This window comes from Enterocloster aldenensis, assembly GCF_003434055.1.
Classification (GTDB): Bacteria; Bacillota; Clostridia; order Lachnospirales; family Lachnospiraceae; genus Enterocloster; species Enterocloster aldenensis.
On sequence record NZ_QVEX01000003.1, the window covers coordinates 352,318 to 371,178 of the forward strand.

Annotated in this window: 18 protein-coding genes and 1 pseudogene; 18 read left to right on the forward strand and 1 reads right to left on the reverse strand. The window is 43.6% G+C overall.

All coding sequences use genetic code 11. The features are described from left to right. Positions 1-62: 62 nt before the first annotated feature. The 4 genes from DWX59_RS09925 (at position 63) to DWX59_RS30270 (ending at position 4,258) form a co-directional block, all read left to right on the forward strand. Positions 63-959, forward strand: coding sequence for a helix-turn-helix domain-containing protein (locus DWX59_RS09925; RefSeq protein WP_117558559.1), 897 nt, complete (start codon positions 63-65; stop codon positions 957-959). Beyond that, a complete protein-coding gene (locus DWX59_RS09930; RefSeq protein WP_117558561.1) occupies positions 956-2,998 on the forward strand; it encodes a HelD family protein in 2,043 nt (680 codons plus the stop codon). The genes DWX59_RS09925 and DWX59_RS09930 overlap by 4 nt, the downstream gene beginning before the upstream one ends. Positions 2,999-3,162: 164 nt before the next feature. Then, positions 3,163-4,056, forward strand: coding sequence for an NAD(P)/FAD-dependent oxidoreductase (locus DWX59_RS09935; RefSeq protein WP_117558670.1), 894 nt, complete (start codon positions 3,163-3,165; stop codon positions 4,054-4,056). Beyond that, positions 4,016-4,258 (forward strand): DUF6783 domain-containing protein, encoded by a 243-nt coding sequence (locus DWX59_RS30270; protein ID WP_117558563.1) that lies wholly within the window; start codon positions 4,016-4,018, stop codon positions 4,256-4,258. The genes DWX59_RS09935 and DWX59_RS30270 overlap by 41 nt, the downstream gene beginning before the upstream one ends. 127 nt (positions 4,259-4,385) lie before the next feature. On the opposite strand, the gene DWX59_RS09945 is transcribed toward DWX59_RS30270, so the two are convergent. After that, positions 4,386-5,579: a M20 metallopeptidase family protein gene (locus tag DWX59_RS09945; RefSeq protein WP_117558565.1), complete on the reverse strand. Its 1,194-nt coding sequence runs from the start codon at positions 5,577-5,579 to the stop codon at positions 4,386-4,388. Between the two features lie 690 nt (positions 5,580-6,269). Here DWX59_RS09945 and DWX59_RS09955 point away from each other — a divergent pair. The 14 genes and pseudogenes from DWX59_RS09955 to DWX59_RS10025 all read left to right on the forward strand — a co-directional run bounded on the left by DWX59_RS09955 (position 6,270) and on the right by DWX59_RS10025 (position 18,843). Then, on the forward strand, positions 6,270-7,595 hold the full coding sequence (locus tag DWX59_RS09955; protein WP_117558567.1) for a phosphoadenosine phosphosulfate reductase: 1,326 nt from the start codon (positions 6,270-6,272) through the stop codon (positions 7,593-7,595). Continuing rightward, complete coding sequence (locus tag DWX59_RS09960) at positions 7,585-8,178, forward strand: IbrB-like domain-containing protein (RefSeq protein WP_117558569.1); 594 nt, start codon at positions 7,585-7,587, stop codon at positions 8,176-8,178. The genes DWX59_RS09955 and DWX59_RS09960 overlap by 11 nt, the downstream gene beginning before the upstream one ends. Before the next feature lie 131 nt (positions 8,179-8,309). Next, entirely contained in the window at positions 8,310-8,861 is a 552-nt protein-coding gene (locus tag DWX59_RS09965) for a DUF3795 domain-containing protein (protein ID WP_117558571.1), read from the forward strand. A 48-nt stretch (positions 8,862-8,909) separates the two neighbouring features. Next, positions 8,910-9,374 carry a VOC family protein gene (locus DWX59_RS09970; RefSeq protein ID WP_117558573.1) on the forward strand — a complete coding sequence of 155 codons (465 nt, stop codon included), beginning with the start codon at positions 8,910-8,912 and terminating at the stop codon, positions 9,372-9,374. Between the two features lie 143 nt (positions 9,375-9,517). Further along, the gene (locus DWX59_RS09975; RefSeq protein ID WP_117558574.1) at positions 9,518-9,955 is read left to right on the forward strand and encodes a GNAT family N-acetyltransferase; all 438 of its coding nucleotides are present in this window, start codon (positions 9,518-9,520) and stop codon (positions 9,953-9,955) included. 21 nt (positions 9,956-9,976) lie between these two features. Further along, positions 9,977-10,357, forward strand: coding sequence for a GNAT family N-acetyltransferase (locus tag DWX59_RS09980; protein WP_165642386.1), 381 nt, complete (start codon positions 9,977-9,979; stop codon positions 10,355-10,357). A 91-nt stretch (positions 10,358-10,448) separates the two neighbouring features. Further along, the gene (locus DWX59_RS09985; protein WP_117558578.1) at positions 10,449-11,201 is read left to right on the forward strand and encodes an inositol monophosphatase family protein; all 753 of its coding nucleotides are present in this window, start codon (positions 10,449-10,451) and stop codon (positions 11,199-11,201) included. A gap of 114 nt (positions 11,202-11,315) precedes the next feature. Then, positions 11,316-11,855: a DUF1697 domain-containing protein gene (locus tag DWX59_RS09990; RefSeq protein ID WP_117558672.1), complete on the forward strand. Its 540-nt coding sequence runs from the start codon at positions 11,316-11,318 to the stop codon at positions 11,853-11,855. A 106-nt stretch (positions 11,856-11,961) separates the two neighbouring features. Continuing rightward, entirely contained in the window at positions 11,962-12,345 is a 384-nt protein-coding gene (locus tag DWX59_RS09995; protein WP_180215725.1) for a pyridoxamine 5'-phosphate oxidase family protein, read from the forward strand. 248 nt (positions 12,346-12,593) lie between these two features. Further along, positions 12,594-13,301 (forward strand): VanR-ABDEGLN family response regulator transcription factor, encoded by a 708-nt coding sequence (gene vanR, locus DWX59_RS10000; protein ID WP_117558586.1) that lies wholly within the window; start codon positions 12,594-12,596, stop codon positions 13,299-13,301. Then, positions 13,276-14,439, forward strand: a complete 1,164-nt coding sequence (locus tag DWX59_RS10005; protein WP_166460198.1) for a sensor histidine kinase — start codon at positions 13,276-13,278, stop codon at positions 14,437-14,439. Before vanR ends, DWX59_RS10005 begins: the two co-directional genes overlap by 26 nt. Positions 14,440-15,241: 802 nt before the next feature. Continuing rightward, a pseudogene (locus DWX59_RS10015) lies at positions 15,242-15,910 on the forward strand (helix-turn-helix domain-containing protein); the annotation flags it as partial. A gap of 179 nt (positions 15,911-16,089) precedes the next feature. Further along, the gene (locus DWX59_RS10020; protein ID WP_117558591.1) at positions 16,090-18,219 is read left to right on the forward strand and encodes an ABC transporter substrate-binding protein; all 2,130 of its coding nucleotides are present in this window, start codon (positions 16,090-16,092) and stop codon (positions 18,217-18,219) included. Positions 18,220-18,252: 33 nt separating this feature from the next. Continuing rightward, a complete protein-coding gene (locus DWX59_RS10025) occupies positions 18,253-18,843 on the forward strand; it encodes a hypothetical protein (protein ID WP_117558593.1) in 591 nt (196 codons plus the stop codon). Positions 18,844-18,861: the final 18 nt, after the last annotated feature.

Consider the following 18,861-nt stretch of genomic DNA (forward strand, 5'->3'; position numbering starts at 1 on the left):
ATTCCTTAAAACAGAATCCTTTATATGGTTTATAATATCTACCTGAGAAAGGAGGTGGCAGCATGGACCGAATTGAGAAAGTATCCATGGCAGTCAATTTTATCGAGGAAAACCTGACCAAAAAGCTGGATTTAGGGGAAGTGGCAAAACAGATCCATTACTCCAAATATCATCTGCACCGGGTTTTCGCCGATACCACAGGCCTTACAATTCATGATTATATCAAACGGAGGCAGCTTACAGAAGCAGCAAAGCTGCTTGTCTTTTCCGACCGGCCGATTATTGACATTGCCCTTATGGCCGGCTACAAAAGCCAGCAGGCATTTACCAGTATTTTTACTGAAATGTATAAAATGCCGCCGAATAAGTACAGGGAGAATGAGAAGTTCTATCCGCTGCAGCTGAAGTTTGTATTGGAAGGGAGCTACGACATGCTGAATAAAAAGGAAGAAATACCATGGAACATAACCTTTGCATCAAAGGAGGATATCCCATGCTGGATGGAACTGGTCCGGCTGGTGGTTGACGGATTCCCATATCTCAATGAGGAGGAATACAGTGAGGTGCTGAAGCAGAAGATTGAAGCGAAACAGGCCTTAATCCTGAAGGATGGCAAAACAGCTGTCGGCATCATGCTGTTTTCCGGTAAAAACGGCAGCATTGATTTCATGGGGACCCATCCATTATACAGGAAAAAGGGAATTCCCAAAGCATTTCTTGACAAGGTGATGGGCGAACTGATTAAGGACCGGGAAATCAGCATTACCACATACCGGGATGGTGATAAGGCGGATACAGGGCACCGGGACGTGATAAAGGGCCTGGGTTTTGCGGAGGCAGAGCTTTTAGTGGAATACGGATACCCCACACAGAAATTCATTTTAACAGAAGGCAGGGACAGGAACCGGGAAGCCTCATCCATGGGAACCGGCCCGCTTAAGGAGGGGACAGAAGCATGAGTACGGACAGGAATCCATTTCCAGATGAGGCCGCCCATCTGATACAGATGAATGAAAAGCTGGAGGAGGCGCTAAAGAAGGCGGAGGAAAATGTAAGAAAGCTGGATCAGGAGTACCGGGATGCCAAGAAATATATGGTGGACTACCGGGGAGAAATCGACCCCCATGAAATGTTCCAGAATGAACTGCTTTTAAGGCAGACGGACCGGACCGGCGCTTTTTCCGCAGAGGTCCAAAACCAGCTTGCAAAGCTGAAAGAATCCCCTTATTTTGCCCGGATTGATTTCTGCCGGACGGGTAAGACAGAAAGCAGCAAATTCTATATTGGCAGGTTTACCTTTAAATATGAGAATGAACTTTTGATTTTTGACTGGCGGGCTCCGGTTTCCAGCATGTTTTATGACTATGAAGTGGGACCGGCTGCCTACGATGCGCCATCCGGGCGGGTGGAAGGGATGCTGACAAAAAAGCGGCAGTTTAAGATTAAGGATGGCGTCATGGAATATGCCCTGGAGAGTTCGGCCAACATCCAGGACGATATCCTTCAAAAAGAGCTAAGCCACACCTCGGATGAGAAGATGAAATCCATTATTTCCACCATACAGAAGGAACAGAACCAGATAATCCGGAATGATAAGGCGGAGACACTGATCATACAGGGGGTGGCCGGGTCCGGAAAGACGTCCATTGCCCTGCATCGGATTGCGTTTCTGCTTTACCGGTATAAAAACCGGCTGAGCGCCAGGAACATAACGATCCTGTCTCCCAATAAAGTATTTGGGGATTATATTTCGAATGTCATCCCGGAACTGGGCGAGGAACCGATTTACGAGCTGGGATTTGATGAGCTTGCGGATATCCAGCTGGAAGGTATAGTGGGCTTTGAGGCGGATAAGGACCCGCTGGAGGACAAAGACGAGGCATGGGTCCAGAGGACACGTTTCAAATCCACCCCTGACTTTGTATCCATGATGGACGGGTACATAAGACAGCTTCCGGAACTGATTTTTGAGCCGGCCGGCTACAGCTTTGGCCCTTTTCATGTGGACCGGGAATGGGTGCGGGCCAGGTTCGCTGCCTACGGCCAATACCCGGTAAAGCAGCGTCTTGTCATGGTTGCTGAGGACATCCACGACCGGTTTGGGACGGATAACATCATGGAGCATGACCTGCCGCGGCCAAGGGTGATTTTAAAAAGCCTGAATTCCATGTTAAAGATTAAGAACACCCTTGCCCTCTATAAGGAATTCTACAAATGGCTGGGCAGGCCGGAGCTGTTTGCCATGCCTGCAAGGAAAACCCTGGAGTGGGCGGACGTATACCCCTTCCTGTACCTCCATGGGGCTTTTGAAGGGCTCAAAAAGAGCGGTATTACAAAGCATCTGGTAGTTGATGAGATGCAGGATTATACGCCGGTGCAGTACGCGGTGCTGAACCGGATGTTCCCATGCCCGAAAACAATCCTGGGTGATTTCGGTCAGTTCTTAAACCCAAACCATCGTTACACCCTGGATGATTTAAGGAAGGCCTATCCGAAATCAGAGTTTGCAGAACTGAATAAAAGCTACCGGTCCACCTATGAGATCATCACCTTTGCAAAGCGTGTCCAGAATGTGGTCTCTTTGGAACCGGTAAAGCGGCATGGAGAAGAGGTTGCACTCATTTCCTGCAAAAACAAGGAGGAGCAGTACCAGAATGTAAAGCAGGCCATTGACCGGTTCCTGTCCGGCGGGAATGCGGCCCTTGGAATCATTACAAAGACAAATCATATGGCAAAAGAGCTGTATGGAATCCTTAAGACGGAACAGAGCGTAAACCTGATTACCCCTGAAAGCTCCCGCTTTCGGAACGGGGTTTCCGTCACCTCCATTCAGATGGCTAAGGGACTGGAGTTTGACGAGGTTGTGGTTTGGGATGCCGATAACAGGACATACTGTACGGATTTTGACCGCTGTCTGCTCTATATCGCATGTACAAGGGCCATGCATAAGCTGACGCTGATTCATACAGGGGAACAGACTGGTCTGATCCGGGATTAAGGGGGATGTATTTTCAAACAGGCCCTGGCTGGAAGATTCAGACTATGTCCGGATATGGAACTTGCGCTGAAAAGATTTTGAATATAATGTTCGTAAAGGGTAAAAATGTGATTATATTGAATATGTTATCAATCTTTTCATATAAGCAGCAGGAGGGCATTCAAATGTATGATATAATTATTATCGGAGCGGGACCAGCCGGTATCAGTGCGGCTATTTATGGAAAAAGCAGAGGCAAAAGGATTCTGATGTTGGAAAAAGGTCAGGTAGGCGGCTTGATTGGAACTGTCTCAACCGTTACACATTATACGGCAATCATGAAAGAAGAATCTGGAAGGACATTTGCTAAGCGGATGAAAGAGCAGATACTTAGTGCCGGTGTGGAGATTCGTTATGAAACTGTGACAGAGACAAAGCTCATAGGTAAAATTAAGAAGGTCAACACTGATAAAGAATGTTATGAATGTAAAACAGTAATTCTCGCAAATGGCGGTTCTGCCCGTATGTTAGGAATTCCAGGTGAAAGTCTGAAAGGCATCAGATTAAATGCGCCAAAAGACGGTCTTGATTATAAGGGTAAGAATATCTATATCATCGGTGGGGCAGACGGCGCAGTAAAGGAAGCCATATACCTGGCTGGAATTGCAGGGAGGGTAACAATTGTATGTGTGGAAGATGAACTTGTCTGCATACAGGAATTCAAAGATAAGGCTGCTGAACACCATAATATTGAAATCATGCCCCATTCAAGCCTCACAGCAGTATACGGCAACGAAAGAGCTGAGGAACTTGAATTTACGGACAACAAAACGGGAAACATACAGATGGTGAAAGATGCAGGGTGCGGGGTATTTGTATATGCAGGCATTGTCCCGAACACTCAGATATACACGGAATTAAGGTTAGATAACGGATATATTCCAGTGGATCAATGTATGCAGACAGAAATTCCCGGAGTATTTGCTGCCGGGGATATCTGTGTAAAAAAGGTAAGACAGGTAGCTACAGCAGTTGCTGATGGCGCTATCGCGGGAATACAGGCTGCAGCAATGTGTTAGAGCGTGTTTGAAAATTCATTCCCGCCATCTGCACGCCCCACTTCGCGGTATATTTGGTCCCAATTCGGTCAACGTAGCCAGCTACGCCTTCCTCATCGGGACCAAATCTCCCACAAAGTGGGACGCACACCTGACGGAAAGCAATTTTCAAACACGCTCTAGTATAAACAGCCGGGATTTTAAAAAGATACAACTGCTATAAATGCCCTCCGGGGAGTCAAATCTAAAGTTTGATTTTCGCTCCCCGGAGGGCATTTCATATTCACGGAAACGATAAAAATAGATACGGGGACATCTCCTGGGATATCTCCATATCCTGCCAAGCCGTATTATTCATCACATAGCCATTTCAAGGCGCAATAGGTGTGGATAGCAGCGCCTTTCGCCAGAATCTCTTCATTGAATATAACTTTTTCATTATGCATTGGCATTCCGTACTGTGGATTTTCTTCTGCCGTCCCTGCTCCAATTAACAGATACACACATGGTAATTCATATGTGAACGATGAAAAATCCTCTGAGCCCATGCCGCCTCCATCCATAAGATATATCGATTTTTCTCCAAAAAGTTCCGTAATAAAGCCGGCCATCTGACTTGTGAGCTGCGGATTATTTATAAGTGGAGGGGCTGATGACAATTCTTCTACCGTAACAGTACCACGAAAGGCTTCTGCGGTGGCTTTGGAAATTACAGTTATCCTTTGAAGTATTTCAGCAGAAAGACTTTTGTCGAAAGTCCGGATTGTCCCCTCTATCACCGCATCCTGAGGGATAATATTGGGCGCCTGCCCTCCGCTGAATTTTCCAATTGTTATAACAGCAGGAGTTTTTGCTGCGATTTCTCTTGCGGTAATTTCCTGAAGAGCCAAGTGAATGTGTGCAGCAATATTAATCGGATCAACACCGTTTTCAGGCATGGCTCCGTGGCAGCCGATTCCTTTTACTGAAATTCGGAAGAGGGTACAGCCCGCCATTGTCGTTCCCTGGCCGCATAGTATAAGGCCGGAGGGAGTTCCGGAATGAACATGTAAAGCCATGCCGGCTTCGGGCACCGGCTGTTCCAAAACTCCTGCTTTCAACATTGCCTTGGCTCCGGTAAAACCTTCCTCATCCGGTTGGAATACCAGTTTTATGGTCCCTGTTATTTTGGACTGATAGTTACGAAGCAGTCTAGCTGCTCCCAATAACATTGCTGTATGCATATCGTGACCGCAGGCATGCATATACCCGTTTTCGGATCTGCATTCGAGTTCTGTCATTTCCCTTATATTCAATCCATCCATATCGGCACGGAGCAGAATGCAGCGCCCCGGGGCTGCACCGCTGATAGAAGCAACTATGCCGCTTTCACAGATTTCAACCGGCTCATACCCCATTTCAAACAGCTGTTTTTTAACAAACTCTTTAGTATTTGGCAGGCAGGTACCAATTTCAGGATGCCTGTGTAGTGTTCTGCGAATAGAAACCATTTCTGGTTGGATTTGTTTTGCGGAGTTATAAATTGTTTTTGCACAAATGTCCATATTGATTGTCCTCGTTTTTTATTATAATGTTCCAAGCTAAGCCGATATCAGTATCGATTGACCGGCTATTTACAAGAGCAAGAAAAAAGCAAGAATTTAGAAGAAGTTTTTTAATAGGGGATATGATAAAATATTTTACATAATTATAAGGGAGGGATTGTTTGGCGTCAAGAATACTATTTGACAGCGTATCAAAAAATATGCATTTTTTGCTGCGGAGTCATATATTCAATGGCACTGTGAATAAGCGCGACAACGGACTTTTATTGTTCCTTTGCGAAGATGGCAGTCGTTTTTATATATTTCGTTCCCGATTTTTAGCCTCTGGTGTTCCTTTTGAAGAGCCTTGAATTCCTTAAGGGCCACAGTCCCGTCTTCGGATACCCTTACCGGGGTCAGCTGCTTTACCCAGGTGCTGAGTGTACTTCGGCTGATGCCATATTCACGTTCCGGTTGTGGATACGATTTTACGCCATGTTGAACATCTCCTTTGCTATTTCGCTTGCTATTATAGATAATCATACATGCCCAAAGTACAGGTTTTTGAAATTTCAGCATTTTCTCCAACGTTATTATTCATAATTTAAGTATATAATATATTGAATTTTTCTGTTCCTCATATTATTATTTTAGTAAAGTACATGATAAATGGGTCAAGATTACCGGAAAGATAAGGAGTTTACTAAAGATATGAAAAAAGAATACATTAATATGGATGTATTCGATGCATTGCAGAAGAGATTTGCGTTTTTGTTTCAGGAATTTAAAAATATTTATATCTCATTCAGTGGCGGCAAGGATAGCGGCGTTCTTTTGAATTTGCTGCTGGATTACCGGAATAAGTATGCTCCAGATCGTGTGATTGGCGTATTCCATCAGGATTTTGAGGCACAGTATACCGTGACAACGGACTATATTACCCGCACTTTTAAGCGGCTGGAAAACGAATCCGGCATAGATCTTTACTGGGTCTGCCTTCCCATGGCAACCAGGACAGCACTGAGTAGTTATGAGATGTATTGGTATCCTTGGGATGATACCAAACAGGATATATGGGTGCGTCCGATACCGGAGTATCCCTATGTCATTAATCTGACGAAGCCTTTTACCCATTATCGTTACCGGATGCATCAGGAAGATTTGGCAAAGCAGTTTGGCCGATTCTACAAGGAGGAGCATGGGAATGGCAGGACGGTCTGCCTGCTTGGTATGCGGGCGGATGAATCTTTGCAGCGGTACAGCGGGTTTGTCAATAAGAAATACGGATATCAAAACAAGTGCTGGATTTCCAGGCAGTTCAAAGACGTATGGTGTGCTTCACCTTTATATGACTGGTCAAATTCTGACGTATGGTGCGCGAATTATCGCTTCGGTTATGATTACAATCATTTATATGATCTGTATTATAAGGCAGGATTAAAAATAGACCAGATGCGGGTAGCATCGCCTTTTAATGATTACTCCAAAGACGCTTTGAATCTGTACCGGGTCATCGACCCGGAAATATGGACGAAACTGGTGGGGCGGGTGCGCGGAGCAAATTTTGGCGCTATTTATGGTAAGACAAAAGCCATGGGTTACCGCAGTATTACGTTGCCAAAAGGTCATACCTGGAAATCCTACACTCTATTTTTGCTGGATACATTGCCTGTCCGACTGCGGAATAATTATGTGAAAAAGTTTAACACCTCCATCCATTTCTGGCGTGAGACCGGAGGAGGGCTGCCGGAGGAAACAATCCGTGAGCTTGTGGAAAAGGGATATCACATACGGAGGAACGGTATCTCTAACTATACAATCAATAAAAATTCCCGTATTATTTTTCTGGGACCGATTCCCGATCATACCGATGATATCAAAAGCACAAAAGATATACCAAGCTGGAAACGGATGTGCTACTGTATTTTGAAAAATGACCATACCTGCCGGTTTATGGGGTTTGGGCTTACGCGGCAGGAACAAAAACGTGTGGATATTATCAGATCTAAGTATGGAGGGATGATAGATGGCAAATAAGGAATTCAGAAGCCCGGTATACAATATCATTGCAGTGCCATTTGAAAAGATTGTACCTAATACATATAACCCGAACAACGTGGCCCCACCGGAAATGCGGTTGTTGTACGACAGCATCAAGGAGGACGGTTATACTATGCCGATTGTCTGTTATCATGTAAAAAGCAGTGATAAGTATGTGATTGTAGATGGCTTTCACCGTTGGCGGGTGATGCGGGATTGCCCGGATATTTATGAGCGCGAGAAGGGGATGATGCCGGTTTCGATAATAGATAAGCCGCTGTCCGGCCGTATGGCCAGCACCATCCGTCATAACCGCGCCCGTGGAACACACGATGTGGACTTAATGAGTAATATCATTAAGGAACTGTATGAGTTAGGACGTTCTGACGCATGGATTTCCAAACACCTGGGTATGGACCGGGATGAGATTTTGAGGCTCAAGCAGATTACCGGCCTGGCGGCCCTGTTCCGCGATGTGAAGTTTGGACAGGCCTGGCGGCCTGGGGAGGATGTGGTTCCGGACGAAGGGGCCTCTGATAGCGGGAAGACGCATACTATCTGCACCTTAGGAAATGATTAATAAATTCTTTAGCATTAAATAATACAATTATCCTACAGACCCAATATAATGTTAGTGGAGATAAGTCTGTTGGGATAAGTATTGTTTCCTTCAGCTGGATTGGATGTGGGTAAAGGACTTAAGGAGGTATCATGAAAGGGTTTAAACGGCAGAATCAATTATTTTCCCTCTGTGGATTAAATTGTGGGCTTTGTCCCATGTTCCTGAATAAAAACTGTCCTGGCTGCGGCGGCGGTGAAGGAAACCAGGCATGCAAAATAGCAAGATGCAGCATAGAACATGGCGGAGTAGAATACTGCTTTCAGTGCAGTGAATATCCCTGTGAAAGATACGATCATATTGACGATTTCGACTCTTTTATTACGCACCGCCGACGAAAGGCTGATTTGGAAAAGGCCCGGCAGTCTGGAGTGGAAGCTTATAATGACGAACAGATAGAAAAGGTAAGAATACTGGACATGCTCCTGTCCGGTTATAATGATGGCCGGAAAAAGACACTCTTTTGTATAGCTGTAAATCTTTTGGAAATACAAGAGCTACGGGCCGTACTCAGGGAAATTGAGTGTAGCCCTGACATAAAAACGATGACACTTAAAGAAAAAAGTGCTTTTGCCGCAGGACTGCTTCAAGATGCTGCGTCTTTAAGAGGGATTGATTTGAAACTGCACAAGAAAAAGCGATAAGAAAAAGCGATAAGAAAAAGCAATCGTAAAACTGAAAGGAATATTTATATGAAGTACATGTGTATGCTGATATCGGTGGCCGACATTAATGCTGCAAGAAAATTTTATGAGGATTTGTTCGGATTGGAGGTATTTCAGGACTACGGGAGAAACATCGCTTTTACCTGCGGCCTGGCATTGCAGCAGGATTTTGACTGGCTTGTGAACCTGCCGAAAGAAAGGGTATTAAAGAAATCCAACAATGCGGAAATCGTCTTTGAGGAACAGGAATTTGACGGCTTTCTGAACAAGTTGAAAAAATACCCGGATATTGAATATCTGGGGGAAGTGGTTGAGCATAGCTGGGGCCAGCGGGTGATTCGTTTTTACGATTTGGACGGTCATATCGTAGAGGTTGGGGAGGATATGAAAATGGTGCTAAAGCGTTTTCTTGCTTCCGGCATGACGATGGAAGAAATCTCTGTGAAAATGGACGCTTCCGTGGAGGACTTAACAAAACTTATGAACAGCTAAATTTCAGAAAGAAAAAATGGGTTATATATTTATGGAATTCAATAAAAAACCACAGCAATTTCAAAATGGGAAAATAATACTTTTAAGCATCTAATATCTCATGGGCGAATAGAAAAATGATAATTTAGGTAGAGGTATTTAATATGCAGATTAAGAGAATCAACGATACTCAAATTTCTAATGCGATTGATTTGATTTGGGCAACATTTATACAATTTGAAGCTCCTGATTATTCAGAGGAGGGTATTCAGTCCTTTAAGGATTTTATTGAGAATAGGGAAATGATTAAAACATTGGAATTTTGGGGCGCTTATGATGACAAAGAGTTAAAAGGTGTTATAGCTGCAAAGGAAGAACGGAAACATATCTGCTGTTTCTTTGTGAAAGCACAGTATCATAGACAAGGTATTGGGCGGATGTTATGGGAATATCTTTTAAAGAATAGTCCAAGTGAACTTATCACAGTCAATTCTTCGCCGTATGCCATTCCTTTTTATCATAAACTAGGCTTTGTGGATATGGATACCGAACAATTATCTGATGGCATAAGGTATACGCCCATGAGATTTAAACGAAATTGATAGCTGCGGAGGAATAAAATGATAGAATATAAAGTGGACGATAAAGAAATGAATGCTTCATTTTTTGTCTCTTTTGTAAATCAGATATGGCAAGGCGATTATAACATAGAAAGAACGCAGGCTGCGTTATCCAAAACGATTAATATCACAGCTTATGATGGTAACGTGCTTGTAGGGTGTTTGCGTATTCTTTCGGATGGTTACTATTTTGGAACAATTACAGAATTACTTGTTCTTCCGGAATATCAGCAGCAGGGGATTGGAAGTAAACTTCTCCAGCTTGCAAAGGACAATACACCTACCATGTTATATTTTGGCGCGCAACCGGGGATAGAAGCATTTTATGAAAAGAATGGCTGTCAGAAAAGCCTGCAATCTTATGTAATAGAAAAGAAGGGATAATTGCAGCATCAAGTTTGCTGAGTTCTTTCAAACCTTATTTTGGAAACGATGTTTTGCAACCAGTGATTGCAGCCAATGGAGGTGAATATATATGGATATTCAGAAAATCATAGGCTTAGTAACAGAGACACAGGGATTAATAAAAAACCGTGAAATGGCAGCTCATGTGAAAGAGAAGGGTCTTGCAGACTATGTGACGCAGGTAGATATTGCCGTGCAGGATTTCTTAAAGAAGGAGCTGTTTGCACTGGCGCCGGATATTCAATTCCTTGGGGAAGAAACCGGATTGCAGGAAATAAATGCAGACAGCTTTTGGATTTTAGACCCGGTTGACGGGACCACAAACCTTATGCATGATTATCAGCACAGCGCTGTATCGTTAGCCCTTTGCTGCCAAGGGGAAATTATTATGGGGATTGTATACGATCCCTTCCATGAAGAAGTGTTTTCTGCAATGAAAGGCAAGGGCAGCTTCCTAAATGGACAGCCCATACATGTATCAAACGCTGAAAAACTATCCGACACAATGATTGGGCTGGGAACAGCGAAAAGAGAGCTGGCCGATGAAAACTTTGCCCGGTTCTGCAGGGTGTTCGGTCAGTGCCAGGATGTCCGCAGGATTGGCTCTGCGGCTCTGGAACTGGCATATACTGCCTGCGGCAGACAGGGAGGCTATTTCGAGATATATCTGAATCCCTGGGACTATGCTGCCGGTATGCTTTTAATTCAGGAGGCGGGCGGTAAAGTAACTGATTTCGCGGGAAAGCCCCTTGACCCGGGAAAAGGCGGCAGCGTTGCAGGGACAAACGGATATATCCATACAGAATTACTAAATCTGCTGTGAGCCGTACGAAAATAAATTGGGGCAGCGGCAATGGCAAGGGAAGTGTCATACTTTGTATGGGGAATGATGACAGACAACATCAGACTCAAGAATATGTTGGAGGTGTCGGAGAATTTGAAAAGATATATTGCATTTTTGCGCGGTATCAATATCAGCGGAAAAAATAAAGTGCCGATGGCAGAGTTAAAACAAGGTTTTGAAAAACTTGATTTTGGAGAGGTCAAGACATATTTGAACAGTGGAAATGTAATTTTTTCAAGTGACGAAGATGGGGCTGAGAAGTTTACAAACCAGATTGAGGTAATGATAAAAAAACGGTTTGGCTTGGATATTCCTGTTTTTGTCATATCAAAAGAAGAACTTGAAAACATCCTGTATAATGCGCCAGAATGGTGGGGCAATGGAAATAATGAAATTTATGACAATCTTATATTTATTATGCCGCCGGCCAGATCCGCAGAGGTATATAGTGAGATTGGAGAGCCTAAAGCGGATTTAGAAACAATAAAGGCATACAAAAATGCGATATTTTGGTCTTTCAGCCGAAAAGATTATCAAAAAACAAATTGGTGGTCTAAGACAGCAAGTTCAGCTATCAGCAGCAAATTAACAATACGAACGGCTAATACTGTTAGAAGGGTAGTTGGAATGTAATGGTTTTTCATTATAACGAGTAAAGTCTATTATTATGGAAAAGCAAATCATAATTTAGAAAGGGAAGGATATAGTGAATAATTTTAGTCCAGAAGCAGAACAGATAATGATTGAGCGTTTCGGAAAAGACACAATTATAGCATTGGCAACAACGGAAAATGAAACGCCTTATGTGCGATATGTAAATGCCTATTACGAAAATGGTGCATTTTATATCATTACATACGCACTCTCAAATAAAATGAAACATATAAAAGATAACCCTGTTGTTGCAATTGCCGGCCAGTGGTTTACAGCACATGGCAAAGGCGTCAGCCTGGGGTATTTCGGAAAAAAAGAGAATGGTATAATTGCTGAAAAGCTGAAAAATATTTTTGCGGAATGGATTGATAACGGACATAATGATTTCGATGATGAGAATACCGTTATTCTATGTGTAGAATTAACAGATGGCCTGTTACTCTCACATGGTACTAGATATGAGTTTTAGCCTTTCAAATTCCACCGGCGGTTTTGAATTAATTTTCAGGCCGCCCTTTTCTTTCTATAAATTGAAAAATCCGTCATCCAGCCAGACCGTGAAGTATCCTGAATATAAGAGTCCTCCCACATTGAATGTAAAATGGTATTTATGTGTATCTTAGGAAATAATTAATCAATTATCCAGTATATATAAACACATTGGTGCCATGAATCCGGTATAATATATTTGATTTAAACTGAAAGGAGTGTCATGCTTTGCTTGAAAAGATACTAGTTGTTGATGATGAGAAGGAAATTGCGGATCTGATTGAAGTATATCTTCAAAATGAAAATATGGATGTATATAAGTTTTATTCAGGGGAGGAAGCACTTGTCTGTATTGGGAGTACGGATTTTGACCTGGCTATATTGGATATCATGCTTCCGGATATCAGCGGACTATCGATATGTCAGTCCATACGCAGCAAGGAGTACACATATCCGGTAATCATGCTCTCGGCAAAGGACGGGGAGACGGATAAAATTACCGGGCTTACGCTCGGTGCAGATGATTATATTACAAAACCGTTTCTGCCCCTTGAACTGGTAGCAAGGGTAAAGGCCCAGCTTCGCCGTTACAAGAAATATAATGTAGGCTCAGCGGTTATGGCAGCGGATGAAGTCTTTAAATATGCCGGATTAACGATGAACATTAAGACTTATGAATGCCGGCTTAATGGAGAGACGCTGTCACTGACCCCTACGGAATTTTCCATACTAAGGATTCTTTTAGAGCGCAGGTGCAGTGTCGTCAGTGCCGAAGAATTATTCCATGAAGTCTGGCAGGAAGAATATTATACCAAGAGTAACAATACGATTACCGTACACATCCGCCATCTCCGTGAGAAGATGAAGGATACCGGGGAAAATCCCAGATATATAAAAACGGTATGGGGGGTTGGATATAAAATTGGGGAGATATAAAAAAACAGAGTATAACCATTCAAAGCTGGGCCGTATTACGTTTATCCGAGGATTGTGGATTACAGTGGGGGCAGTTGCTGCAGTCTTTGGTCTGCGGATGCTGACGCGCGGACACTTGGCAGATGCCATTGTTGGGTGGATTGCACGCGGTCTTTCAATCAGTGAGAAGGAAGCTGATTTGATATATTTCAGGATAGTGACTGTCAATATGCAGTTTATTCTTACATTGGTCATAATCATATTTGTTTTTTTGCTGTTCCATATGCTGTTGGACACATATAAACGATATTTTGATGAGGTAGTAACAGGGATTGACAAGCTTATGGAAGAAAGGGCAGCGATTTCCCTGTCTCCGGAGCTGGAGAGTGTGGAGCACAAACTGGCTGATGTAAAGCGGACACTTGCAGAGCGGGCGGATAAGGCCAAGAGGGCAGAGCAGCAGAAGAATGATCTTGTGGTATATCTGGCCCATGATATCAAGACCCCACTGACCTCTGTTATCGGATATCTCAGTCTTTTAGATGAAACACCGGATATGCCTGATGAGGAGAAAGTAAAATATATCCACACCGCATGGGAAAAAGCCAACCGGCTCAGGAACCTGGTGAATGAGTTTTTTGAGATTACCCGCAGCTATTCAGAATCCCTTCCGCTTCAAAAGACAAAGGTTGATCTTTACTATATGATTGCACAGATTTCAGATGAATTGTATCCGCAGCTGAATGCATGTGGAAAAACCATAGAGAATCATGTGGATGAGGACATATCTGTATATGGAGACTCTGATAAGCTGGCCAGGGTATTTAATAATATTTTAAAAAATGCCATTACTTATAGTGAGGACAATAGCGTCATCAAAGTATCAGCCAGAGAGCTTGCAGACTGGACTGTGATTCAATTTGAAAATGATGGGGAAATTCCGGAGGATAAGCTCAATGTGATTTTTGATAAATTCTGCCGTTTAAGCAATGCAAGATTGAGCGAAACAGGAGGCTCCGGCCTGGGGCTTGCGATTGCAAAAAATATTATTGTACTGCACGGCGGACAGATAAAGGCTGAAAGTACGAAAGGACGCACGGCTTTCATCATTGAAATCCCATCAGAGAAAACTCAAAATCAGATTGTCAGAAGATTTTGACCACAGTCCCTATATCTCTTCCGAGACAGCCAATGGATGCCTGTAATCCGCTGGATATCTCTACATACAGCGCTTTCGATATGCAGGTTAGTGATTATATATTGTCACGATAGTAACCTTAAATGTAAACGATGCCAGAAGTAACACCTTGTCTATCCGTCCCATATAATATAGTACAAACTATTTAAAAGGAGGAGAAATGAATGTGTTGCTGTAATTGTTGTAGAAGATGTTGCAGATGCTGTAGTAGATGCTGCTGTTGTCCGTGGTGGTGCAATACTGGCGGAGGAAACAATTGGGGTGGTAATTGGGGCGGCAATTGGGATCCTTGTGCGAATGAAAGGCGCTGGGCATACAGAGAGGGGTTTAACGATGGGTATACAGTAGGATTTGAAGACGGAAGATGGAATAGACGTCCATATCCCCGGTCAAATTAAAATGGAACAAGGCGGGTACCGGATAAGACCGGGCCCGCCTGTTTTATATGATATTCAAATCCGGGAGCTGCAGTATTGCGGCTTTTGAAGGCTTTCCTGCCGTACATAAGACAGCCACTCTTGAAAATCTGTGGGCTGTGTGATTCCTGACAGATTGGAGACCAATGTCACGGCGCTTCATAAGTTTTTATATGGGAATCAGGACTATGGGAACTCGACATTTATGATTCCCTGGATGGGAATAATATTTAACTCAGGGTTACTATTTTATACAGTGTGATTTCCTGATGAAAAGCGCATTGTGTGAAAAGCCCGGCAAAAAATAAGATGATATAATGTGAACATCAAATACAGGAGGTACAACAATGTACGCATGGGAAGCAATCGAACAATCCTTAACTTTTATCGAGGAACACTTAACAGAAGAAATTTGTACGGAAGATCTGGCAAATATCGTTGGCCTGTCCCCTTTCTACTTTCAGCGTTTGTTCAAGCGGCTGGTAAATAAACCGGTTCAGGAATATGTGAAGCTCCGCCGTCTGGCTAAGGTGATTGAAAATCTGGGTAATACCGGACAGAGAATACTTGACGTTGCCTTGGACTATGGCTTTACAAGCCATGCAAATTTTACGCGGGCTTTCAAGGAAACGTATGGAACCACACCCGAAGGGTACAGGAGGGATTTGCCAATGCTTAACACATTTGACAAGCCGGAAGTTTCCATGAATTACGTCTTAGTAGACGAAAGGGTTCCGCTGGTGGTAGGAAATATCATCTTGGAAATCCAGAGAAAAACGTTGGCGGAACCGGAAATTTATCTTGGCTTGGAAACGGAAGTCCGTATTTCTGAACAGATTCCGGTTGGTGAAAGCACAGGTGTAGACATGCCAGGACAGCTTTGGAAACGCTACCATATGGAGAAGGCGTCAATGGCAGCAGTTTTCAATACAAACGTAGAAATGGGAATGTCCCATACGGAAGATACCAATCAAGGCCTTTTCACGTATTTTGCGGGTGGTCTTGTTCAAAATATCCAGCAACTGGTTATTTTCAATATCCCTATCATATAGCCTTAGGAATTTCTTAATCATTCATTTACCATTCCATAGAAAATCAATTATCTTAAATTAAAAAACTTCCTGCTCATCAATGGTATGCTTAAACTGCCTGATAGAGCAGGCAATATTTATATGAAAGGAGGTAATTTTAGAAAATGGAGGTGGCTATGAGAAAGAAGATAAAACGGATTTTTAGAATTCTGGGAACAACAGCAATGATTTTTACCGTATCAGCCTGCGGGAACCGCATGGATACCATGCAGCCTGCTTCTTCCTATGTTACAGACTTTTTTGATATTCCGGACACGGTGACAGGAATCGAAAGACTTCTGCTCAAAGATGATATGGCCTATATGTGCTGCCTGGAGGAAGAAGGGACGTCCTATTTGGCAGCAATGGACATTGATGACGGCAAATTTTTGAAACAGAATCTGGATTTGGATATCTCTGTTTCACTTCTGGATTTTGGCTTTGCCCCGGATAACAGCATCTGGGCGGTTTGCCTGGAGAAGGCAGGCGGTTATAGTCTAAGGAAATTTGACAACAGTGGTTCGCTGGTTCAATCGGTTGACCTGGAAGGTGTGATGGATACCCCGGTCATATCGGCAGTTGGAAGGGATTTGTTCCTTAGCATTGATTTAGAGGGGAATATCTGTGTGGCTGCCAAAGGCAAAAATACGTTGGTCTATTTATTCGACAATAACGGCCGTTTCTTATTTTCTCTCGATTATGAGGGGAATCTTATGACAACCACGACGACTGCCGAGGGACAGATAGGTATTTGTGCGACTTCCTCGGACCGTATGAACTATGACCTGCTTACAGTGGACATGGAGAGCCAGGATTGGAGGAAAGATAAAATCTATCTGGGAGCAACAGCAGGACTGTACGGAGGTGTGAACAAAGATTTCTACCGGTTTGATTCTTCCGTTCTGTATGGGTATGCTGCGGGCGCGCAGGAGGGCATCCCTGTCTTTAACTGGTCGGATATGGGACTTGGCACATCAGAAGTTCATCTTGGGGAATGCACGGATGGGCGCTTTGTGGTCCTGGCAGCCTCATCCAATCAGACTGGGGTATTATCGTATGAAATGGCGGTGCTGACCGAGGGTGTGGATGAGAGGGAGGTTTTGAGTATGGTAAGCCTGAGCGCGACTCCAGGCCTTGTCCAGGCTGTATCCGATTTTAACAAAACAAACGACAGGTATAAGGTTGAGCTGACAGAGTATTTCCCGTATGCACAAAATGTGTCCAATGAGGAATGGGATAATGCCATTTTGAATCTTAATACACGGATTATCTCTGGTGATATGCCGGATATCCTGGATATGAGTAATTTGTCTGTACAGATTTATCAAGGTAAAGGGCTTTTGGAAGACCTCTATCCATATATGGAACATGATCCGGAAATACGTACAGAGGATTATTTTGAAAATGTCTTTGAAGCTATCAGCCTGGATGGAAAGTTACCTTATCTTACAGACGGAGTAGCCATATCCACTATGCTGGCTGGCGCGGATGTTGTGGATGGAAGCAATGGCTGGACCATTCAGGATTTGGAAAAGGTCCTTGATACTTACGGAGCCAATTCCATAAACAATCTGTCTGGTGCTTCCTTCCTGAAAGTCATGCTTCAGACAGATGGCAGTTTTATTGACTGGAACCTGGGCAAGTGCTCTTTTGATTCGCCTGAATTTGTAAAAATGCTGGAATTTGCCGGTAAAATACAGGTAAGCAGCCAGAATGGCTTTGGAGGAACGGAGATGAGTGATACCTATGCAGCAGCCTATGAAGCAGTGCTGAGCGTTTACCATATCACCCAGTACAGAAATTACTACAACGGGAACCTGAAGTTTCTTGGACTTCCCGGAGACGGCGGTGAATACCATGCAATCAAACCTGAAGTGAAGGTTGGAATCTCCTCGTCCAGCACCCGGAAGAAAGGGGCATGGGAATTCGTCAGGACACTATTGACAGAGGACCACCAGATGTCCTGTATGATGCTTCCGATTCATCGGAGGGCGTTTGATAAGGTCACGCAGGCGGCGGTAGAAGGAAAATCCATCTGGACATGGATTTACGAAGATGGTAAGGCAACAAAAGAAGATGCGGAGCTGACAAAGCAGCTTTTAAACAGCGCAGCCTATGTGGAGAATGACAATCAGACACTGGAAGAACTTATATTGGAAGAGGCGCGGGAATATTTTTCAGGGGCCAGGAGCGCCCGGGAAACGGCTGAAAGAATTCAGAGCCGGGCCAGCCTTTATATCAATGAACAAATGTAAAAATATTATATGCAAAGGAAAGGATTCAAAAGTATGAAAAGACAGCTTATGAAAAGAGGAATGATGGGGATATATGCAGCTATCTGCGCGGGGATGCTATTGGTTACCGGATGCGCAGGTACAGAGCCAAATGTAAAAACCGAAACAGAAAGAATTGAAATGACAGAGAGACAGGAAAGTAATCCTGTAAATACTGCCAGTAAGGAGGAAGAACCTGAGAAGCAGGAGGAGACGGTCCAAAATGATTCGCATCTGCAAATTCAGGATGATGCCGGGAACGAGGAGTCAGATACAATGGATACGTTTGCAGATGCGAATGACATGATGAAGTCTGCTGATTTGAGCGGCACGGCTGGCGAATGCTCGGATACCGGATGCGTGATCAATACGTCGCCCTTTGCGGATGGCACTTCATCCTCTGGTGATGGGGGCAGCATGACGGTTATTTATTCAGAAGACACAGTATTTCAAAAAGGAACCGTGAAATCGGATGGCAGCAGCTATTCTTTGGAGGACAGTGAAAAGGACGGGATAAGTAATCATGATTTTGTACTGTGTTTTGGAAAACAGCAGGCAGACGGCTCTTACCTGGCAGACAGAATCATTATGATTGTGTTTAATTAACCTTATAGGAGATGATAC